The sequence below is a fragment of the Serratia marcescens genome (genome assembly GCF_029846115.1).
GTDB lineage: Bacteria > Pseudomonadota > Gammaproteobacteria > Enterobacterales > Enterobacteriaceae > Serratia > Serratia marcescens_L.
On the sequence record NZ_JARVZZ010000001.1, the window covers coordinates 2,751,789 to 2,767,766 of the forward strand.

At 59.5% G+C, this 15,978-nt stretch carries 13 protein-coding genes; 5 read left to right on the forward strand and 8 right to left on the reverse strand.

From position 1 onward, the window contains the following. Positions 1-158 precede the first annotated feature (158 nt). Positions 159-1,364 carry a nicotinate phosphoribosyltransferase gene (pncB, locus tag QDT79_RS12875; protein ID WP_049213672.1) on the reverse strand — a complete coding sequence of 402 codons (1,206 nt, stop codon included), beginning with the start codon at positions 1,362-1,364 and terminating at the stop codon, positions 159-161. Between the two features lie 255 nt (positions 1,365-1,619). After that, positions 1,620-3,320 carry a GGDEF domain-containing protein gene (locus QDT79_RS12880; protein ID WP_308316584.1) on the reverse strand — a complete coding sequence of 567 codons (1,701 nt, stop codon included), beginning with the start codon at positions 3,318-3,320 and terminating at the stop codon, positions 1,620-1,622. A gap of 23 nt (positions 3,321-3,343) precedes the next feature. Here QDT79_RS12880 and QDT79_RS12885 point away from each other — a divergent pair, with 23 nt between their 5' ends. Together QDT79_RS12885 and pepN are read left to right on the forward strand one after the other, a co-directional pair. Continuing rightward, positions 3,344-3,481, forward strand: a complete 138-nt coding sequence (locus QDT79_RS12885) for a hypothetical protein (RefSeq protein WP_154805958.1) — start codon at positions 3,344-3,346, stop codon at positions 3,479-3,481. 174 nt (positions 3,482-3,655) lie between these two features. Beyond that, positions 3,656-6,274 (forward strand): aminopeptidase N, encoded by a 2,619-nt coding sequence (gene pepN, locus QDT79_RS12890; protein ID WP_107227725.1) that lies wholly within the window; start codon positions 3,656-3,658, stop codon positions 6,272-6,274. A gap of 56 nt (positions 6,275-6,330) precedes the next feature. Here the strand turns inward: pepN and ssuB are convergent, their stop codons facing one another. From ssuB to ssuE, 5 genes are read right to left on the reverse strand one after another with little or no spacing between them, the layout of a single operon-like run. Then, entirely contained in the window at positions 6,331-7,104 is a 774-nt protein-coding gene (ssuB, locus tag QDT79_RS12895) for an aliphatic sulfonates ABC transporter ATP-binding protein (protein ID WP_063989441.1), read from the reverse strand. Continuing rightward, positions 7,101-7,895: an aliphatic sulfonate ABC transporter permease SsuC gene (ssuC, locus tag QDT79_RS12900; RefSeq protein WP_063989442.1), complete on the reverse strand. Its 795-nt coding sequence runs from the start codon at positions 7,893-7,895 to the stop codon at positions 7,101-7,103. Before ssuC ends, ssuB begins: the two co-directional genes overlap by 4 nt. Before the next feature lie 11 nt (positions 7,896-7,906). Then, positions 7,907-9,055: an FMNH2-dependent alkanesulfonate monooxygenase gene (gene ssuD, locus QDT79_RS12905; protein ID WP_107227726.1), complete on the reverse strand. Its 1,149-nt coding sequence runs from the start codon at positions 9,053-9,055 to the stop codon at positions 7,907-7,909. Between the two features lie 20 nt (positions 9,056-9,075). Further along, positions 9,076-10,041 carry a sulfonate ABC transporter substrate-binding protein gene (locus tag QDT79_RS12910; RefSeq protein WP_063989444.1) on the reverse strand — a complete coding sequence of 322 codons (966 nt, stop codon included), beginning with the start codon at positions 10,039-10,041 and terminating at the stop codon, positions 9,076-9,078. 24 nt (positions 10,042-10,065) lie between these two features. After that, complete coding sequence (gene ssuE / locus QDT79_RS12915) at positions 10,066-10,644, reverse strand: NADPH-dependent FMN reductase (protein ID WP_033646581.1); 579 nt, start codon at positions 10,642-10,644, stop codon at positions 10,066-10,068. A gap of 258 nt (positions 10,645-10,902) precedes the next feature. Between ssuE and pyrD the strand changes: the two genes are divergently transcribed. Together pyrD and QDT79_RS12925 are read left to right on the forward strand one after the other, a co-directional pair. Then, on the forward strand, positions 10,903-11,913 hold the full coding sequence (gene pyrD / locus QDT79_RS12920; RefSeq protein WP_047568298.1) for a quinone-dependent dihydroorotate dehydrogenase: 1,011 nt from the start codon (positions 10,903-10,905) through the stop codon (positions 11,911-11,913). 176 nt (positions 11,914-12,089) lie between these two features. Continuing rightward, positions 12,090-12,638 carry a cell division protein ZapC gene (locus QDT79_RS12925; RefSeq protein ID WP_107227727.1) on the forward strand — a complete coding sequence of 183 codons (549 nt, stop codon included), beginning with the start codon at positions 12,090-12,092 and terminating at the stop codon, positions 12,636-12,638. 6 nt (positions 12,639-12,644) lie between these two features. Here the strand turns inward: QDT79_RS12925 and QDT79_RS12930 are convergent, their stop codons facing one another. Next, the gene (locus tag QDT79_RS12930; protein WP_063989447.1) at positions 12,645-13,748 is read right to left on the reverse strand and encodes a YcbX family protein; all 1,104 of its coding nucleotides are present in this window, start codon (positions 13,746-13,748) and stop codon (positions 12,645-12,647) included. Positions 13,749-13,851: 103 nt separating this feature from the next. Between QDT79_RS12930 and rlmKL the strand changes: the two genes are divergently transcribed. Continuing rightward, entirely contained in the window at positions 13,852-15,978 is a 2,127-nt protein-coding gene (gene rlmKL / locus QDT79_RS12935) for a bifunctional 23S rRNA (guanine(2069)-N(7))-methyltransferase RlmK/23S rRNA (guanine(2445)-N(2))-methyltransferase RlmL (protein ID WP_308316585.1), read from the forward strand.

The following is a 15,978-nucleotide window of genomic DNA, read 5'->3' on the forward strand; positions in this document are numbered from 1 at the left end:
GGGTAATGGCTATGTTACTTGCCGCGGTGCAGAGCACAAGCAGAAATCATCGGATTGGCGCAACATTTATCGTAGCTGGCTGAAAAGAGGGCGGTCGGGATAAAAACAAAAAAGCCGACGCGTGGACCGGGCCGGCTTTCTCTCTATATATAGAAGGCTCAGCTGGCTTTCTTCACCAGCGGCAGATCGAAGGCCTTGCGCAGGGCTCTGACGAACGCCTGATCCTGACAAATGGTTTTGCCGGGGCTGTCGGAGAGCTTGGCCACCGGCTTGCCTTTGCACTCGACCAGCTTGATCACGATATTCAGCGGTTTGACGCCGGGAATATCGCAGGTCAGGCGCGTGCCGATGCCGAAGCCGAGATTGATGCGCTGGTAGAAATGGCGATAGAGCGCCAGCGCTTTTTCCAGATCCAGGTTGTCCGAGAACACCAGCGTTTTGCTCATTGGGTCTATGCCCAGTTTCTGATAGTGGGCAATGGCTTTTTCACCCCACTCGACGGGATCGCCCGAATCATGGCGCAGCCCCTGATAACGCTCGGCGAACTGCGGGCCGAAGTCGCGCAGGAAGGCATCCATGGTGATGCAGTCGGTGAGCGCGATGCCAAGCTGGTCCGGGTATTCATCCAACCAGGCTTGCAATGCGGCGCGCTGGCTGTTGGCCAGCACCGGGCTTATTTGCTGATGCGCCTGGAACCACTCATGCGCCTGAGTGCCGACCGGCGCCAGGCCCAGTTGGTGCGCCAGATCGTAATTGCTGGTGCCCGACAGGTACGGGAATTCGGCCTGCAAGGTGCTGACAATGGCCTGTTGCACGCCTTGAGAGAAACGGCGACGGGTGCCGAAGTCCATCAGCTTGAAGCGCGAAAGATCCAGATCGCCCGCCAACGTCTTGAACTGCGCCAGCTTGGTTTGCAGGTGTGCCACCGCCTGTTCCGGCGTCGCCAGCGGAGAGCGCCGACGGTGCACCACTTCGCTGATCACTGCCAGCAACGGCACTTCCCACATGATCACTTCACGCCAGGGGCCGGCGATGCGGATTTGCAGCTTGCCGTCGCGATTGTCGATAGTGACCTGCTGCGGATCGTAGCGGAACGTTCGCAGCCAGTTCAGGTAATCTTGACGGAAGAAGGGCAGGCCCGAAAGATAAGCGAATTCGGCATCGGTCAGCGCCAGCCGGCTCATCAGCGCCACCTGCGCGCGGATCTCGTCGGCATATTCGCCCAGCAGTTCGTCGCCGCGGCAGCGGAATTCCGCCGCCACGCTGATCGCGGGATAGCGATGGAACACTGCTTGCTGCATATGAAGCTTATAAGCATCGGTATCAAGCAGTGATGTCAAAATCGGGGAAGCGTATTGAGTCATAGCGCGTTACAGCATCCTCGTCAGGCGCGTGTCCAAATCCGGATAATCATAAAAGTGGGGGTGGAGTATACCCGGATTATCCTGTTATTGAAGCTGCATCACACCATAAATCACCAAAGCGGGTCGAGGATTAAACGTGCCTTTATGGCGGCCTGATGGCGACGGGGAAGAAAAAAAGCCAGATATGCCTGTAAGGTGAATGACTTAGCCTAATTAGTCATAAAAATTATAATGTTAATTATTTTAAACAGCGAATCAGATAAAGCCGGCCTGGGTATGCACGCTGACCCGATCCTTGCCGTTCTTTTTGCAAAAATAGAGCGCTTCGTCCGCCTGTTTGATCGCCGCCTGCAGCGCGGTGAACGCGTTGACCGGCGCGATGCCGCAACTGGTGGTGAAACGCACTTGTCGTCCGTCGGCCAGATGTAGCGTGAGGCGATGAGTGCGGGCGCGCAATTGCTCCATGATGTCCCGCGCGTTGTCCAACGAACAGTTGCCCAGCAGCACCGCGAATTCTTCGCCGCCATAGCGGCAGAAAATGTCGCTGGCGCGGAACGCGCGTTGCAGCAGGTGGCCAAAGGCCACCAGCGCCCGGTCGCCCACGTCGTGGCCGTAGCTGTCGTTGAGCTGTTTGAAGTTGTCGATGTCGATCAGGCAAAAGGCCTGCGGGTAGCTGCCGTCGCCCAGCAGCTGACATTCAAGGAAGAATTTACGGCGGTTGTAAATATTGGTGAGCGGATCGAGGAAGGAAGAGGCCTCGAGCTCTTTAATCAGCAGTTGCTTCTCACCTTCCAGCGAGACCTTGTCCAACTGGTATTGCCTGAGCTGCTGAATGGCGTCGCTGATGGCGATCAATTCCTGGCTGTAGAAGGCGTCGTTTCGATCGATATTCATCTCACCGCGCGACAGCCGCACGATATTATTGTGGGTCTTGGTCAGCCAGCGGTTGATGCTGGTGCAGAACACCAGCGCCGGCAAAATGAACAGCAACACGACCAGGCCGGCGAGTGCGATCATGCCGTAAATGGTCGTCTGGCTGTCGTAAATCTTGTGGCGCGAGGCGAGAGTTTCCAATTCGAAGCTGCGTTGATACAGCGCCTGCGAAAGCCCGCTCACATCGTTGACATAGCCCGAAATAAGCGCTGTGGGGTAGGGCTTATGGGTATCGATAGCGGTGTACAGCCCATCGGTAATCTGCTGGAGGCGCTCAGCGGACACTTGGGCGAGCAACGGATTGACGATGTTGTTGATTTGTACATCGTCGTAGTTGATCTTCATGAAGATCAATCGGGTGCTCAGCGCGTTCAGCACGCCGGTCAGCTGAATGGACTTCAGATAGGCGTCTTTGCGAACGAGCGGGCTGACGTTGACGTCGATAATCTGATCGCTCAATTCGGTCAATGACATATTCAGCCGGTTATTGAGGCGGATGGCCTCGAGAAACATAAAGGAGTCGGTATCCACCATCCGGGTATCGTAGGTGTAACGGTAATAACTCTTGCTGGTTTGCGAGATGTAATAGGCGCTATTGATGTTGAACAGATTGGCGTTGGTGTTATTGACCTGCGAAAGCTGCAGGTTGTCATTATCCAGCAATTGTTTCATCAAAGCGATCATCGACAGCGCAGCGATTTTTTGCCGAACCCCGAGCTGTCTGGCGACTTCATCGTCCAGATGTTCGCGGATCCGGGTGATTTTCTCGCGCGCCACCCGATCGGCGGCCAAACATTGGGCGCGGGTGATTTGCGGATCGATCAGGCTCAATCGTTTGAGGCGGTGAGCCAGCAACGCAGCCTGAAAGGCTTCGGAGATTTCTTTGGCGCGATCAATTTTGTACAGGTTGAGCTGGTTGTCGCGGTAGTCGGTATGGGCTTCGAGCAGCTCATCGACGATGAACAGCGAGAAGGAAGTCATCAGGCACAGGGTAAAAAAATAGATTGCGTATTTAATTTTCATAGTGCGAGTCATCCCTGAGCCTGATGTCGCAATTATACCACCATGCCACTGGTGTCGCCTCAACTATGCCGGCGCGCCGCGATGGCGGTTTTTTAGCATTAAATGCTGATTTTTATTTAGCCATTGGTCACCCGCGCTATCGCCTGGCGGGCGATTTATGATTTGCCTCTGATTTCTCTCTCGTGGTCGCCCGGCGGCTCTGGGCTTTTCGGCCAGCTGTGATACAGTTTATTCACAATTCAGGCCCGCCGCGCGCCGCAGGGGGAACACACCTGCGGTACGAAGGAGAAAAGCGGCCTGGCACCTATAACTCACTGAGACGTTTAAGGGTTTTTATGACACAACAGCCACAGGCAAAATACCGCCACGATTATCGCGCGCCCGATTACATCACGACCGATATCGATTTGGACTTCAGTCTGGACGCGGAAACCACGCGCGTGACTGCCGTCAGTAAAATCAAACGTCAGGGCGCGGCCGGCGCCCCGCTGGTGCTGGATGGCGAAGATCTGACGCTGGTGAGCATTCAGGTCGACGGGCAACCGTGGAGCGCCTACCGTCAGCAGGATAACCAGCTGATCATCGAAGAGTTGCCGGCACAATTCACTCTTACCATCGTCAACGACATTCACCCAGCGAAAAACACCGCGCTGGAAGGGCTGTACCTGTCCGGCGATGCGCTGTGCACGCAATGCGAAGCCGAGGGCTTCCACCACATTACCTATTACCAGGATCGTCCGGACGTGCTGGCGCGCTTTACCACCCGCATCGTGGCCGACAAGGCGCGCTATCCGTTCCTGCTGTCGAACGGTAACCGCATCGGCCAGGGCGAATTGGCCGATGGCCGCCACTGGGTGCAATGGCAGGATCCGTTCCCGAAACCTTGCTACCTGTTTGCGCTGGTGGCGGGGGACTTCGACGTGCTGCGCGACAGCTTCACCACCCGTTCCGGTCGTAAGGTCGCGCTGGAGCTGTTCGTCGATCGCGGCAACCTGGATCGCGCCGACTGGGCGATGACTTCGCTGAAGAACTCGATGAAGTGGGATGAGACCCGCTTCGGCCTGGAATACGATCTCGACATTTATATGATTGTGGCGGTCGATTTCTTCAATATGGGTGCGATGGAGAACAAAGGGTTAAATATCTTTAACTCCAAATATGTGCTGGCGAAGGCGGAAACCGCCACCGACAAGGACTACCTGAACATCGAAGCGGTGATCGGCCACGAATATTTCCATAACTGGACCGGTAACCGCGTGACCTGCCGCGACTGGTTCCAGCTCAGCCTGAAAGAGGGGCTGACGGTGTTCCGCGATCAGGAGTTCAGTTCCGATCTGGGATCGCGTTCGGTCAACCGCATCGATAACGTGCGCGTGATGCGCGGCGCGCAGTTCGCCGAAGACGCCAGCCCGATGGCGCACGCCATCCGTCCGGACAAAGTGATCGAGATGAACAACTTCTACACCCTGACGGTGTATGAAAAGGGTTCCGAAGTGATCCGCATGATGCATACCTTGCTGGGGGAAGCGAACTTCCAGAAAGGGATGCAGCTCTATTTTGAGCGCCACGACGGCAGCGCCGCTACCTGCGACGATTTCGTGCAGGCGATGGAGGACGCGTCCAATGTCGATCTGTCGCGCTTCCGCCGTTGGTATAGCCAGTCCGGCACGCCGCTGTTGACGGTGCGCGACGAATACGACGCGGAAACTCAGCAGTATCGCCTGCATGTCAGCCAGAAAACCGCGCCGACCGCCGATCAGCCGGAGAAGTTGCCGCTGCATATCCCGCTGGATATCGAACTGTACGACAGTGAAGGCAACGTCATTCCATTGCAAAAGGGCGGCCTGCCGGTCAACAACGTGCTGAACGTCACCGAAGCGGAGCAAACCTTCGTGTTCGACGGCGTGGCGCACAAGCCGGTGCCGTCACTGCTGCGTGAATTCTCCGCACCGGTGAAGCTGGACTATCCGTACAGCGATCAGCAGTTGACCTTCCTGATGCAGCACGCGCGCAATGAATTTGCGCGTTGGGATGCGGCGCAGAGCCTGCTGGCGACCTATATCAAGCTGAACGTGGCGCGGCACCAGCAGAGGCAGCCGCTGTCGCTGCCGCTGCACGTGGCCGATGCGTTCCGCGCGGTGCTGCTGGACGAAAAACTGGATCCGGCGCTGGCGGCGCAGATCCTGACGCTGCCGTCGGAGAACGAAATCGCCGAGCTGTTCACCACCATCGATCCGGAAGCGATCGCTGCGGTGCACGAAGCGATCGTACGCTGCCTGGCGCGGGAGTTGGCCGATGAGTGGCTGGCGGTGTATCACGCCAACAAGACCGACGGCTACCGCGTAGAGCACGCCGAGATCGCCAAGCGCGCCTTGCGCAATGTGTGCCTGGGCTATCTGGCGTTCGGCGAAGATGTGGCGCTGGCTGACCAACTGGTGAGCGAACAGTATCGCCAGGCGGACAACATGACCGACTCGCTGGCGGCGATGTCTGCCGCGGTCGCGGCCCAGCTGCCGTGTCGCGATGCGCTGCTGGCGGCGTTCGACGAGCGCTGGCATCAGGATGGCCTGGTGATGGACAAATGGTTCGTGCTGCAGGGCAGCAGCCCGGCGGCAGACGTGCTGAGCAAGGTTCGCGCGCTGTTGCAACACCGTTCGTTCAGCCTGAGCAACCCGAACCGCACCCGTTCGTTGATCGGCGGCTTCGCTTCCGGCAACCCGGCGGCGTTCCATGCGGCGGACGGCAGCGGCTATCAGTTCCTGGCGGAAATCCTCAGCGATCTCAACCAGCGCAACCCGCAGATCGCCGCGCGCCTGATTGAACCGCTGATTCGCCTGAAGCGTTACGACGCGGGCCGCCAGGCGCTGATGCGCAAGGCGCTGGAACAGCTGAAAGGGTTGGAAAACCTGTCCGGCGATCTGTACGAGAAGATCAGCAAGGCGCTCGACGCCTGATCTTTTCGCGCTGATATAGATAAGGGACGGCCTGCGCCGTCCCTTTTTTTATCCGTTCAATTTGCCGCCTGGCGCGGGCTGGCCCCGGTAACCGGCGGCGATAACACCCGTTCCAGCACTTCGGCCTCCAGTTCCGCCAGCCGGGTTGAACCCTTGCGGCGCGGCCGCGGCAGATCGAGGGTGAGATCCAACCCGATGCGCCCCTCTTCGATCAGGATCACCCGATCCGCCAGCGTGATGGCTTCGCTGACGTCGTGCGTGACCAGCAGTACGGTAAAACCGTGCTGTTGCCACAGCGTTTCTATCAACCCCTGCATCTCAATGCGCGTCAGGGCATCCAGCGCCCCGAGCGGTTCGTCCAGCAGCAGCAGGCGAGGGCGATGGATCAGCGCGCGCGCCAGGGCGACCCGTTGCTTTTGCCCGCCGGACAGCGCCGCCGGCCAGTCGCGGGCGCGATCCGCCAAGCCGACCGCGTCCAGCGCCTGCAGTGCCGCATCGCGCCACTGGCCGCGTAGCCCCAGGCCCACGTTGTCGATCACCGTTTTCCACGGCAGCAGGCGTGCATCCTGAAACATCAGCCGGGTATCCTCTTTAGCGGCGGCAAGCGGCGCGTTGCCGCTGAGCAGCGCGCCGCTGCTGGCCTGTTCCAGGCCGGCCAACAGGCGCAGCAGGGTGCTTTTGCCGCAGCCGCTGCGGCCGACCACCGCCACGAACTGCCCGGCGGAGATATGCAGCTGAATATTGTCCAGTACCGTGCGGTTGCCGTAACCTTTGCCGATGGACTCCAGCGTCACCGGCGTGCCTTGCGCAAGGCGAGCGGGAAGGGTCATAGCGCTTCTCCCTGTTTCAGTTGATAGGCCGGATGCCAGCGCAACCAGACGCGCTCCAGCAGCTGCGCGCCCACGTCCGCCAGCTTGCCGAGCAGGGCGTACAGCACGATTGCTACCACTACCACATCGGTTTGCAGAAATTCACGTGCGTTCATCGCCAGGTAGCCGATGCCCGAATTGGCCGAGATGGTTTCGGCGACGATCAGCGTCAGCCACATGAAGCCGAGAGCGAAACGCACGCCGACCATAATCGACGGCAGCGCGCCCGGCAGCACCACCTGTGTAAACAGGCGGAAACCGCTCAGGCCGTAGCTGCGGGCCATCTCCAACAGGCCGCGATCGATGTTCTTGATGCCGTGATAGGTATTGAGATAAATCGGGAACAGGGTACCGAGCGCCACCAGAAAGATCTTGGCGGATTCATCGATGCCGAACCACAGGATCACCAACGGGATCAGCGCCAGGTGCGGCACGTTGCGGATCATTTGCACCGAGCTGTCCAGCAGGCGTTCGCCCCAGCGCGACAGCCCGGTAATAAAGCCGAGGATCAGTCCGATGCTGCCGCCGATGCCAAAGCCGATCAACGCGCGCTGGCTGCTGATGCTCAGGTGCTGCCACAGTTCGCCGCTTTGGCTCAGGCTCCAGAAGGCGGCCAGCACCGCGCTCGGCGCTGGCAAAATGCGGTTGGATAGCCAGCCGGTTTCGACGGCGATCTGCCAGAGGATCACCAGCGCCAGCGGCAGCGCCCAGGGGGCCAGCCGGTACAGGATGCGTTGCGCGTTCTTTGCCATCGGGGCGCTCCTCAGCTCTGCGACACTTTTTGCGGAACATAGATGTTGGCCACCACTTCGCCCTGCGGGCGCACCGGCTGAAGGCGCACGGGCGCTTCCTCCTGCGCCAGATCGAGGTGCGGGAACAGCAGTTCGCCGACGCGGTAGGCCTCTTCCAGATGCGGATAGCCGGAGAGAATAAAGGTATCGATGCCCAGATCGGCATATTCCTGCATGCGCGCCGCGACCGTCGGACCATCGCCCACCAGCGCGGTGCCGGCGCCGCCGCGTACCAGGCCAATGCCGGCCCACAGGTTCGGGCTGATCTCCAGGTTATCCTTTTTGCCGCCGTGCAGCGCCGCCATGCGCCGTTGGCCGACGGAGTCGAAGCGCGCAAAGGCCTGCTGCGCGTTGGCGATGGTTTCCTCATCGAGGTGCGCGATCAGCCGGTCGGCGGCGCGCCAGGCCTCTTCGGTGGTTTCCCGCACGATGACATGCAGGCGGATACCGAAGCGTACCTGGCGGCCTTTCGCCGCCGCTTTGGCGCGCACCTCTTCGATTTTCTCTTTAACCTGCGCCGGCGGCTCTCCCCAGGTGAGATACATTTCTACCTGCTCGGCGGCCAGATCCTGCGCGGCGGCGGAGGATCCGCCGAAATAGAGCGGCGGGCGCGGCTGCTGCACGGGCGGAAACAGCAGTTTGGCGCCTTTCACCTGAATATGCTTGCCGTCGAAATCGACGGTTTCGCCTTCGAGCACCCGGCGCCAGATGTGGGTGAACTCGGTTGAGGCTTCGTAGCGCTCTTCATGGTTAAGGTGCAGCCCCTCTGCCGCCAGCTCTTCCGGATCGCCGCCGGTGACCAGATTGAACAGCGCGCGCCCGTTGGACAGGCGATCCAGCGTCGCCGCCTGGCGCGCCGCCAGCGTAGGAGAGATGATGCCCGGCCGCAGCGCGACCAAAAACTTCAGCCGCTGGGTGACCGGGATCAGCGAGGCGGCCACCAGCCAAGAGTCTTCGCACGAGCGGCCGGTGGGGATCAGTACCCCGCCGAATCCCAGCCGATCCGCCGCCTGGGCAATCTGTTGCAAATAACCGTGATCGACGCTGCGCGCCCCCTGTGCGCTGCCAAGATAGTGGCCGTCGCCGTGAGTGGGTAAAAACCAGAAAACGTTCAGGCTCATCGTCAATGCTCTCCCATGATTTATTGCGCGCTTGGGCGCCAGATGCGTTGCGAGATGTCGACCTTCACCGGCACCAGCCGGTTGGCGTAAAACAGGTCGGCGGTTTGCTGCTGCGCGGCGATCGTCTGCGCATCGAGCGGTGTGATGGCGGTCGGCGGGCGGTGATCCAGATAGCTGGCGATCACTGGCTCCGGCAGCCCCATGGCGTTGGCCAACAGGGCCACGCTTTGCGCCCGGTCGCTGCGGGTGAGCGCATCGGCCTGGGTCAGCACCGTCAAGACCTGGCTGATAAAGGCGCCGTTGGCTTCAACATAGGGGCGCGCCGCCAGATAGAAGGAACCGGTCTGGTTCAGATCGGTGCCGTCGCCGAGCACCCGTACGCCGCCCTGCAGCAGCGCGGCGGAATAATAAGGATCCCAGATGGCCCAGGCGTCGACGTTGCCCTGTTGGAAGGCGGCACGCGCATCGGCGGGCGTCAGATAGGCGGGCTGGATATCGGTGAACTGCAGTCCGGCCTTTTGCAGCGATCGCAACAGCAGGTTGTGCGAGCTGGATCCTTTCTGGAAGGCGATCTTATGGCCTTTCAGATCGGCGACGGTTTTGATCGGGCTGTTTTCCGGCACCAGGATCACTTCCGCCTTGGGTTTGGGCGGCTCAACGCCGACATACAGCAGGTCCGCACCGGCAGCCTGCGCGAAGATCGGCGGAATATCGCCGGTGCTGCCCAGATCGATGCTGCCGACGTTCAAGGCCTCCAGCATCTGCGGGCCGGCGGGAAACTCGATCCAGCTGATGCGGGTGGCGGGGAAACGTTCTTCCAGCAGCCGGTGGCTCTTCGCCAGCACCAGGCTGACTGATCCTTTTTGGTAGCCGATGCGGAACTGCGCCGGATCCTGCGCTGCGGCGGCATTGGCCCAGACCAGCGACAGCAAGCCGGTGAGGGTAGCGGCGCTCAGCCAGCGGCGTAAAGCGATGCGTTTTTTCATTCAGGCTCTCCTTTTCCAGGCTTTTCAGGCAGTCTGACGCGCCGCCAGCGGCGAGGCGACGCGCAGCGCGGGCGGTTTGCGGCGGCCCAGCGCCAGATAGAAACTGGCGAGCGCTTCTTCCAACCGGGCGGCGACGGCGTCGGTGAGCGTGGCGCCTTCGCCGGTCAATTGGATCTGGCTGTCGTCGGCGAATACGCCGTGCAGCACTTCCTGCGCTTTCAGCGCCGCCAGCACCGGTTTCAGCGCATAGTCCACCGCCAACATGTGACCGACAGAACCGCCGGTTGCCAGCGGCAGCACCACCTTATGATCCAGCGCGCGTTCCGGCAGCAGATCCAGTAAGGTCTTCAGCGCGCCGGAGAACGACGCTTTATAAACCGGCGTGGAAATCAGCAGGCCGTCGGCCTGCGCTAACTGGTCGGCAAACGCCTTGATCGCCGGGCTGTTGAAGTTGGCGTACAGCAGATCTTCGGCGTCGAAGTCGTGCAGGGTATAAGCCGTCACTTCCACCCCTTGCTGCCGCAGCCAGTTCTGACTCAGCGCGAGCAGCGCCGCGGAACGTGATGGGATGCGTGGGCTGCCGGCCAGTGATATAACGCGCATTGCCACTCCTTATAACTAAAAGTTAGGTTTAATTAGAAAATCAATGAGAAGTGTTTTAAAACTACCAGCAACCGGGCGCGTTTTTTAAATCTCATTTTTTGATTTGGATATGCGCAAAAGCGGATTGGCGCCGATTTGGCGGTGAAGAGGGAAAACGGTTGCGTAAAAACGGCTTTTTTTGCCTTTAATCAATTCCAATTAGGCGGGGGATACCGGATAATACGCCCCCGGTTTGCAACCGGGAAATCAGGAGAGTCCATGTACTACCCCCTCATCAGGAAAGCGTTGTTCCAGCTCGATCCGGAGCGTGCGCACGAAGTGACCTTTCGTCAGCTCAGCCGTATTGCCGGCACCCCATTAGCGTTTCTTGTCCGCCAGTCCGTGCCGACCAAACCGGTCAGTTGCATGGGGCTGTCGTTTAAAAATCCGCTGGGATTGGCCGCCGGTCTGGATAAAAACGGCGAGTGCATCGATGCGTTCGGCGCGATGGGCTTTGGCCATGTGGAAGTCGGCACCGTGACGCCGCGCCCGCAGCCGGGCAACGACAAGCCGCGTTTGTTCCGCGTGGTTGAGGCGGAAGGCCTGATCAACCGCATGGGGTTCAATAACCATGGCGTGGACAATCTGGTTGAAAACGTTAAGAAATCCCATTTCGGCGGCATTCTTGGGATCAATATCGGCAAGAATAAAGACACCCCGGTCGAACAGGGTAAGGACGATTATTTGATCTGCATGGATAAAGTTTATCCGTATGCCGGTTATATCGCGATTAACATCTCTTCACCGAATACGCCGGGGTTACGATCCTTACAGTATGGCGAAGCGCTGGACGATCTTTTGGCTGCGATTAAAAATAAGCAGCAGGAATTACATGCGCGCCATCACAAATATGTGCCGGTAGCGGTAAAGATCGCGCCGGATCTTTCAGAAGAAGAATTGATCCAAATTGCCGATAGCCTGGTGCGGCATAATATCGATGGCGTGATCGCCACCAATACCACATTGGATCGAAAATTGATCCAAGGGTTAAATTACTGCGAACAAGCGGGCGGGTTAAGTGGGCGTCCGTTGCAATCACGCAGCACGGAAGTGATCCGCCGTCTCTCTACCGAACTGCAAGGGCGCCTGCCGATTATCGGCGTAGGCGGCATCGATTCGCTGACGGCGGCGCGTGAAAAAATGGAGGCCGGCGCGAGCCTGCTGCAAATTTATTCCGGATTTATCTATCACGGCCCGCGTTTGATTAAAGATATCGTTACCCATATCTAATATTTTTCCTCTCATTTTATTCCGGGGGTTTATTTCTGCCCCCGGCTCGTCTATATTTTGTTCGTTAGCATAAATATCGTTCGCGGAATTATCCGATGTTTAAGCTATTTTATCGGTGATAAAATCGCCTTTTAGGGTGAGTGCGGCGTTGGCATAGGCAGCGAGAAGGATACGAAATGAAGATAAAACCTGACGATAATTGGCGTTGGTATTTTGATGCCGAACACGATCGGCTAATGCTGGATTTAGCTAATGGTATGATCTTCCGTTCACGTTTCCCGGCCAAAATGTTAACGCCGGACGCCTTCGATGAATGCGCTTTTTGCGTGGATGACGCCGCCCTTTATTTCACCTATGAAGAACAGTGCAAACAGGTCAAGCTTAGCCATGAACAGCGTGCCGAGCTGGTGTTGAATGCGCTGGTCGCCTACCGCTTCCTGAAACCACTGATGCCGAAGAGCTGGCATTTCTCGCAGCAGCATTACCCGCTGCAGCCGAAAAACGGCGAGCTGGCGGCGGTTAAAGTGATGGAAAGCGGCGTGGAAGCGCGCTTGCTGGTGGTAGAGGCCGGGGATAACGCCAGCCTGTGCCTGCTGGCGCAAAATCAGCTGACGGTCGCCGGCCGCACCATGGTATTGGGCGACGCCATCAAGGTAATGCACGATCGGCTGAAACCCTGCGCGCAGGATGAAAGCACCGCCCCGGCTTACGACAGGGCGGTATAGGGCGAATTACGCCAGGGTCAAATCACTTTTCGGGATGCAGCTGCAGCACAGGATGGTGCCGTTGTCGCCCAGCGCGCTTTTCTTCAGGGGTGCGACTTCACCGCTCAGCAACGTAATGCGGCAACTGCCGCAAATCCCGGCGCGGCAGGAGTAAGGTACGCGGATGCCTTGCTGTTCCAACTGCTCGAGCAAGATCTGCTGGTTGTTGCCGGTAAACACCTTTCCTTCGTATTCAATAGTGACGCTGTGCTCGCTGTCTTGCGGCGCTTGCACGCTCTCCACCACTTTGCCGGCGCCATAAGGGCGCGGCGGCTTGGTCGACAACACTTCCACCGTATCGCCCACGCGAATGATGCCGCTGTTGCGCGCGATCATGTTCTGGCCGAAATCGATGTCGCCGTTGTCGGCGGAGCGGAATTTTTGCAGCGTGCTCAGCGGTTCGCCGCTCGGATGCTTGCGGCCGCGCTCGGTGCTGACGGTGGTGAGCACGCAGCGGCTGCAGGGTTTCACCAGATCGAACATGACGTCGCCGACGCGGATCACCTGCCAGCCGTCCTCGGCCCAGGCGGTGGCGCCGCTCACCACCAGATTGGGGCGGAACTGCTCCAGCTTGATGCTGCCGGGGCAACGCTGCTGCAGATCGTTGAACGAAGCCTGGTTAATCAGCAGATAAGGATAGCCATCGGCAAACGTCAGCGGGATTTCGGGGTGTTTCTTCACCCGGCGGGTCAACTCCGGCCCCAGCCAGCGCAGCTGCACGTCGCGCTGGAAATAGCCGCTCAGCCAGCGGTTGATCTCATCCGGCGCGATCAGCGCGGTGAAGTGGTTGCCCCATACCTCGGTCGGCTGCGGCGCGACGGCGAAGTCGCTGAAGCGAATGGCGGCGCTTTCGCCGTCCGGCGCTGTCAGGAATAGCCCGTCCGGCAGCAGCGCCGGCGTGAACAGCACCATCTGCGGGTATTGGCGCGCGGTAATAAAGGTGCCATCCGGCTCGGTGATCATAAAGTTGCGGTCGAAGGCCAGACCGCTGCTGCCGACCTGGGCGTAAGAAAGCTGCAGACCGCGCAGTGATTTAACCGGATGGACGTAGAGTCTGGAAAGCGTGATCACCCTTATCTCCGTGCGATTATTAAATAGAAGGGAGCAACTTTATGACAAGCGGTGCGGATTAGCTATAATGCGCAACAATTTTCTTTTTGGTGATAAGTACGATATGAACTCTCTGTTTGCCAGCACGGCGCGTGGATTGGAAGAACTGTTAAAAAGCGAGCTGGAAGCGCTTGGCGCTCACGACTGCAAAGTGGTGCAGGGTGGGGTACATTTTCAGGGTGACGATCGTCTTCTGTACCAAAGCCTGCTGTGGAGCCGCCTGGCTTCGCGCATTCTGTTGCCGCTGAACGAATTCCGCGTGCACAGCGATCTGGATCTGTACCTTGGGGTGCAGGCGATCGACTGGCCGAGTATTTTTGGCGTGGATAAAACCTTTGCCGTGCATTTCAGCGGCGTTAACGAAGAGATCCGCAACAGCCAATATGGCGCACTGAAGGTGAAAGACGCCATCGTCGACAGCTTCACCCGTAAACTTGACCAACGCCCAACGGTTGCCAAGCAGCAGCCGGATATTCGCGTTAACGTCTTCCTGCAGCGCGATATGGCCAGCGTGGCGCTCGATCTGAGCGGCGAAGGCCTGCACCAGCGCGGCTACCGCGATCTTACCGGCCAGGCGCCGCTGAAGGAAAACCTGGCGGCCGCCATCGTGCTGCGTTCCGGCTGGCAGCCGGGCACGCCGATGCTCGATCCGATGTGCGGCTCCGGCACGCTCTTGATCGAAGCGGCGATGATCGCCGCCGATCGTGCGCCGGGTCTGCACCGCCAACACTGGGGCTTCAGCGCCTGGAACGGCCACAACGCCGAACTGTGGCGTGAAGTCACCACCGAAGCGCAGGTGCGCGCACGCCGCGGCCTGCAGGAAACCGCCTCTCGCTTCTTCGGCTCCGATATCGATCGTCGGGTGATTGAAATGGCGCGCGGCAACGCCCGCCGCGCCGGCGTCGCCGAGCTGATCACCTTTAACGTCGGCGACGTGGCGCGCCTGACCAATCCGCTGCCTGAAGGCCCGCACGGCACCGTGATCAGCAACCCGCCGTACGGCGAGCGTCTGGAAAGCGAACCGGCGCTGATCGCGCTGCACAACATGCTGGGCCGCGTGATGAAAAGCGCCTTCGGGGGTTGGCAGCTGTCGCTGTTCAGCGCCTCGCCGGAGCTGTTGAGCTGCCTGCAGCTGCGCGCCGAGCGCCAGTTCAAGGCGAAGAACGGCCCGCTGGAGTGCGTGCAGAAAAACTATCAGCTGGCGGCGAACCCGGCCGGCGCCACTGCCGGCGGCGTGCAGGTGGCGGAAGATTTCGCCAACCGCCTGCGCAAAAACTTGAAGAAGCTCGACAAGTGGGCGAAACAGCAGGGCATTGAATGCTACCGCCTGTACGATGCCGATCTGCCAGAATACAACGTCGCGGTGGACCGCTACGGCAGCAAGGTGGTGGTACAGGAATATGCGCCGCCGAAAACCGTCGATGCGCAAAAAGCGCGTCAGCGCCTGTTCGATGTGATCAACGCGACGCTGGCGGTGTTGGAGCTACCGTCGAATCAGCTGATCCTGAAAACCCGCGAGCGGCAGAAGGGCAAGAACCAGTACGAGAAACTGGCGCAGAAGGGCGAGTTCCTGCTGGTGGAAGAGTATAACGCCAAGCTGTGGGTCAACCTGACCGACTATCTCGATACCGGCCTGTTCCTCGATCACCGCATCGCGCGCCGCATGCTGGGCGAGATGAGCAACGGCAAGGACTTCCTGAACCTGTTCGCCTATACCGGCACCGCCAGCGTGCACGCCGGGCTGGGCGGCGCGCGCAGCACCACCACGGTGGACATGTCGCGTACCTACCTGGAATGGGCGGAGAAGAACCTGCGCGCCAACGGCCTGACCGGCCGTCAGCATCGGCTGATCCAAGCCGACTGCCTGTCGTGGCTGAGCAACGCCAACGAACAGTTCGACGTGATCTTCATCGATCCGCCGACGTTCTCCAACTCCAAGCGGATGGAGAACACTTTTGACGTGCAGCGCGATCATCTGGCGCTGATGAAAGATTTGAAACGGTTGCTGCGCCGCAACGGGACCATCATGTTCTCGAACAACAAGCGCGGTTTCCAAATGGATATGGCAGGGCTGAGCGCGCTGGGCCTGGAGGCGAAAGAGATCACCGCCAAGACGCTGTCGCAGGACTTTGCCCGTAACCGTCAAATCCACAACTGCTGGCTGGTGAGTCACGCCGGCGAAGGAAAATAA

What these genes read in the sequence shown, in the direction of transcription:
- ssuB (WP_063989441.1), bottom strand. Translation starts at nt 7,104, where the DNA reads ATGACCCTTCCCGCTCGCCTTGCGCAAGGCACGCCGGTGACGCTGGAG.
- ssuC (WP_063989442.1), bottom strand. Translation starts at nt 7,895, where the DNA reads ATGGCAAAGAACGCGCAACGCATCCTGTACCGGCTGGCCCCCTGGGCG.
- ssuE (WP_033646581.1), bottom strand. Translation starts at nt 10,644, where the DNA reads ATGCGCGTTATATCACTGGCCGGCAGCCCACGCATCCCATCACGTTCC.
- ssuD (WP_107227726.1), bottom strand. Translation starts at nt 9,055, where the DNA reads ATGAGCCTGAACGTTTTCTGGTTTTTACCCACTCACGGCGACGGCCAC.
- QDT79_RS12880 (WP_308316584.1), bottom strand. Translation starts at nt 3,320, where the DNA reads ATGAAAATTAAATACGCAATCTATTTTTTTACCCTGTGCCTGATGACT.
- rlmKL (WP_308316585.1), top strand. Translation starts at nt 13,852, where the DNA reads ATGAACTCTCTGTTTGCCAGCACGGCGCGTGGATTGGAAGAACTGTTA.
- pepN (WP_107227725.1), top strand. Translation starts at nt 3,656, where the DNA reads ATGACACAACAGCCACAGGCAAAATACCGCCACGATTATCGCGCGCCC.
- pncB (WP_049213672.1), bottom strand. Translation starts at nt 1,364, where the DNA reads ATGACTCAATACGCTTCCCCGATTTTGACATCACTGCTTGATACCGAT.
- pyrD (WP_047568298.1), top strand. Translation starts at nt 10,903, where the DNA reads ATGTACTACCCCCTCATCAGGAAAGCGTTGTTCCAGCTCGATCCGGAG.
- QDT79_RS12885 (WP_154805958.1), top strand. Translation starts at nt 3,344, where the DNA reads ATGTCGCAATTATACCACCATGCCACTGGTGTCGCCTCAACTATGCCG.
- QDT79_RS12910 (WP_063989444.1), bottom strand. Translation starts at nt 10,041, where the DNA reads ATGAAAAAACGCATCGCTTTACGCCGCTGGCTGAGCGCCGCTACCCTC.
- QDT79_RS12925 (WP_107227727.1), top strand. Translation starts at nt 12,090, where the DNA reads ATGAAGATAAAACCTGACGATAATTGGCGTTGGTATTTTGATGCCGAA.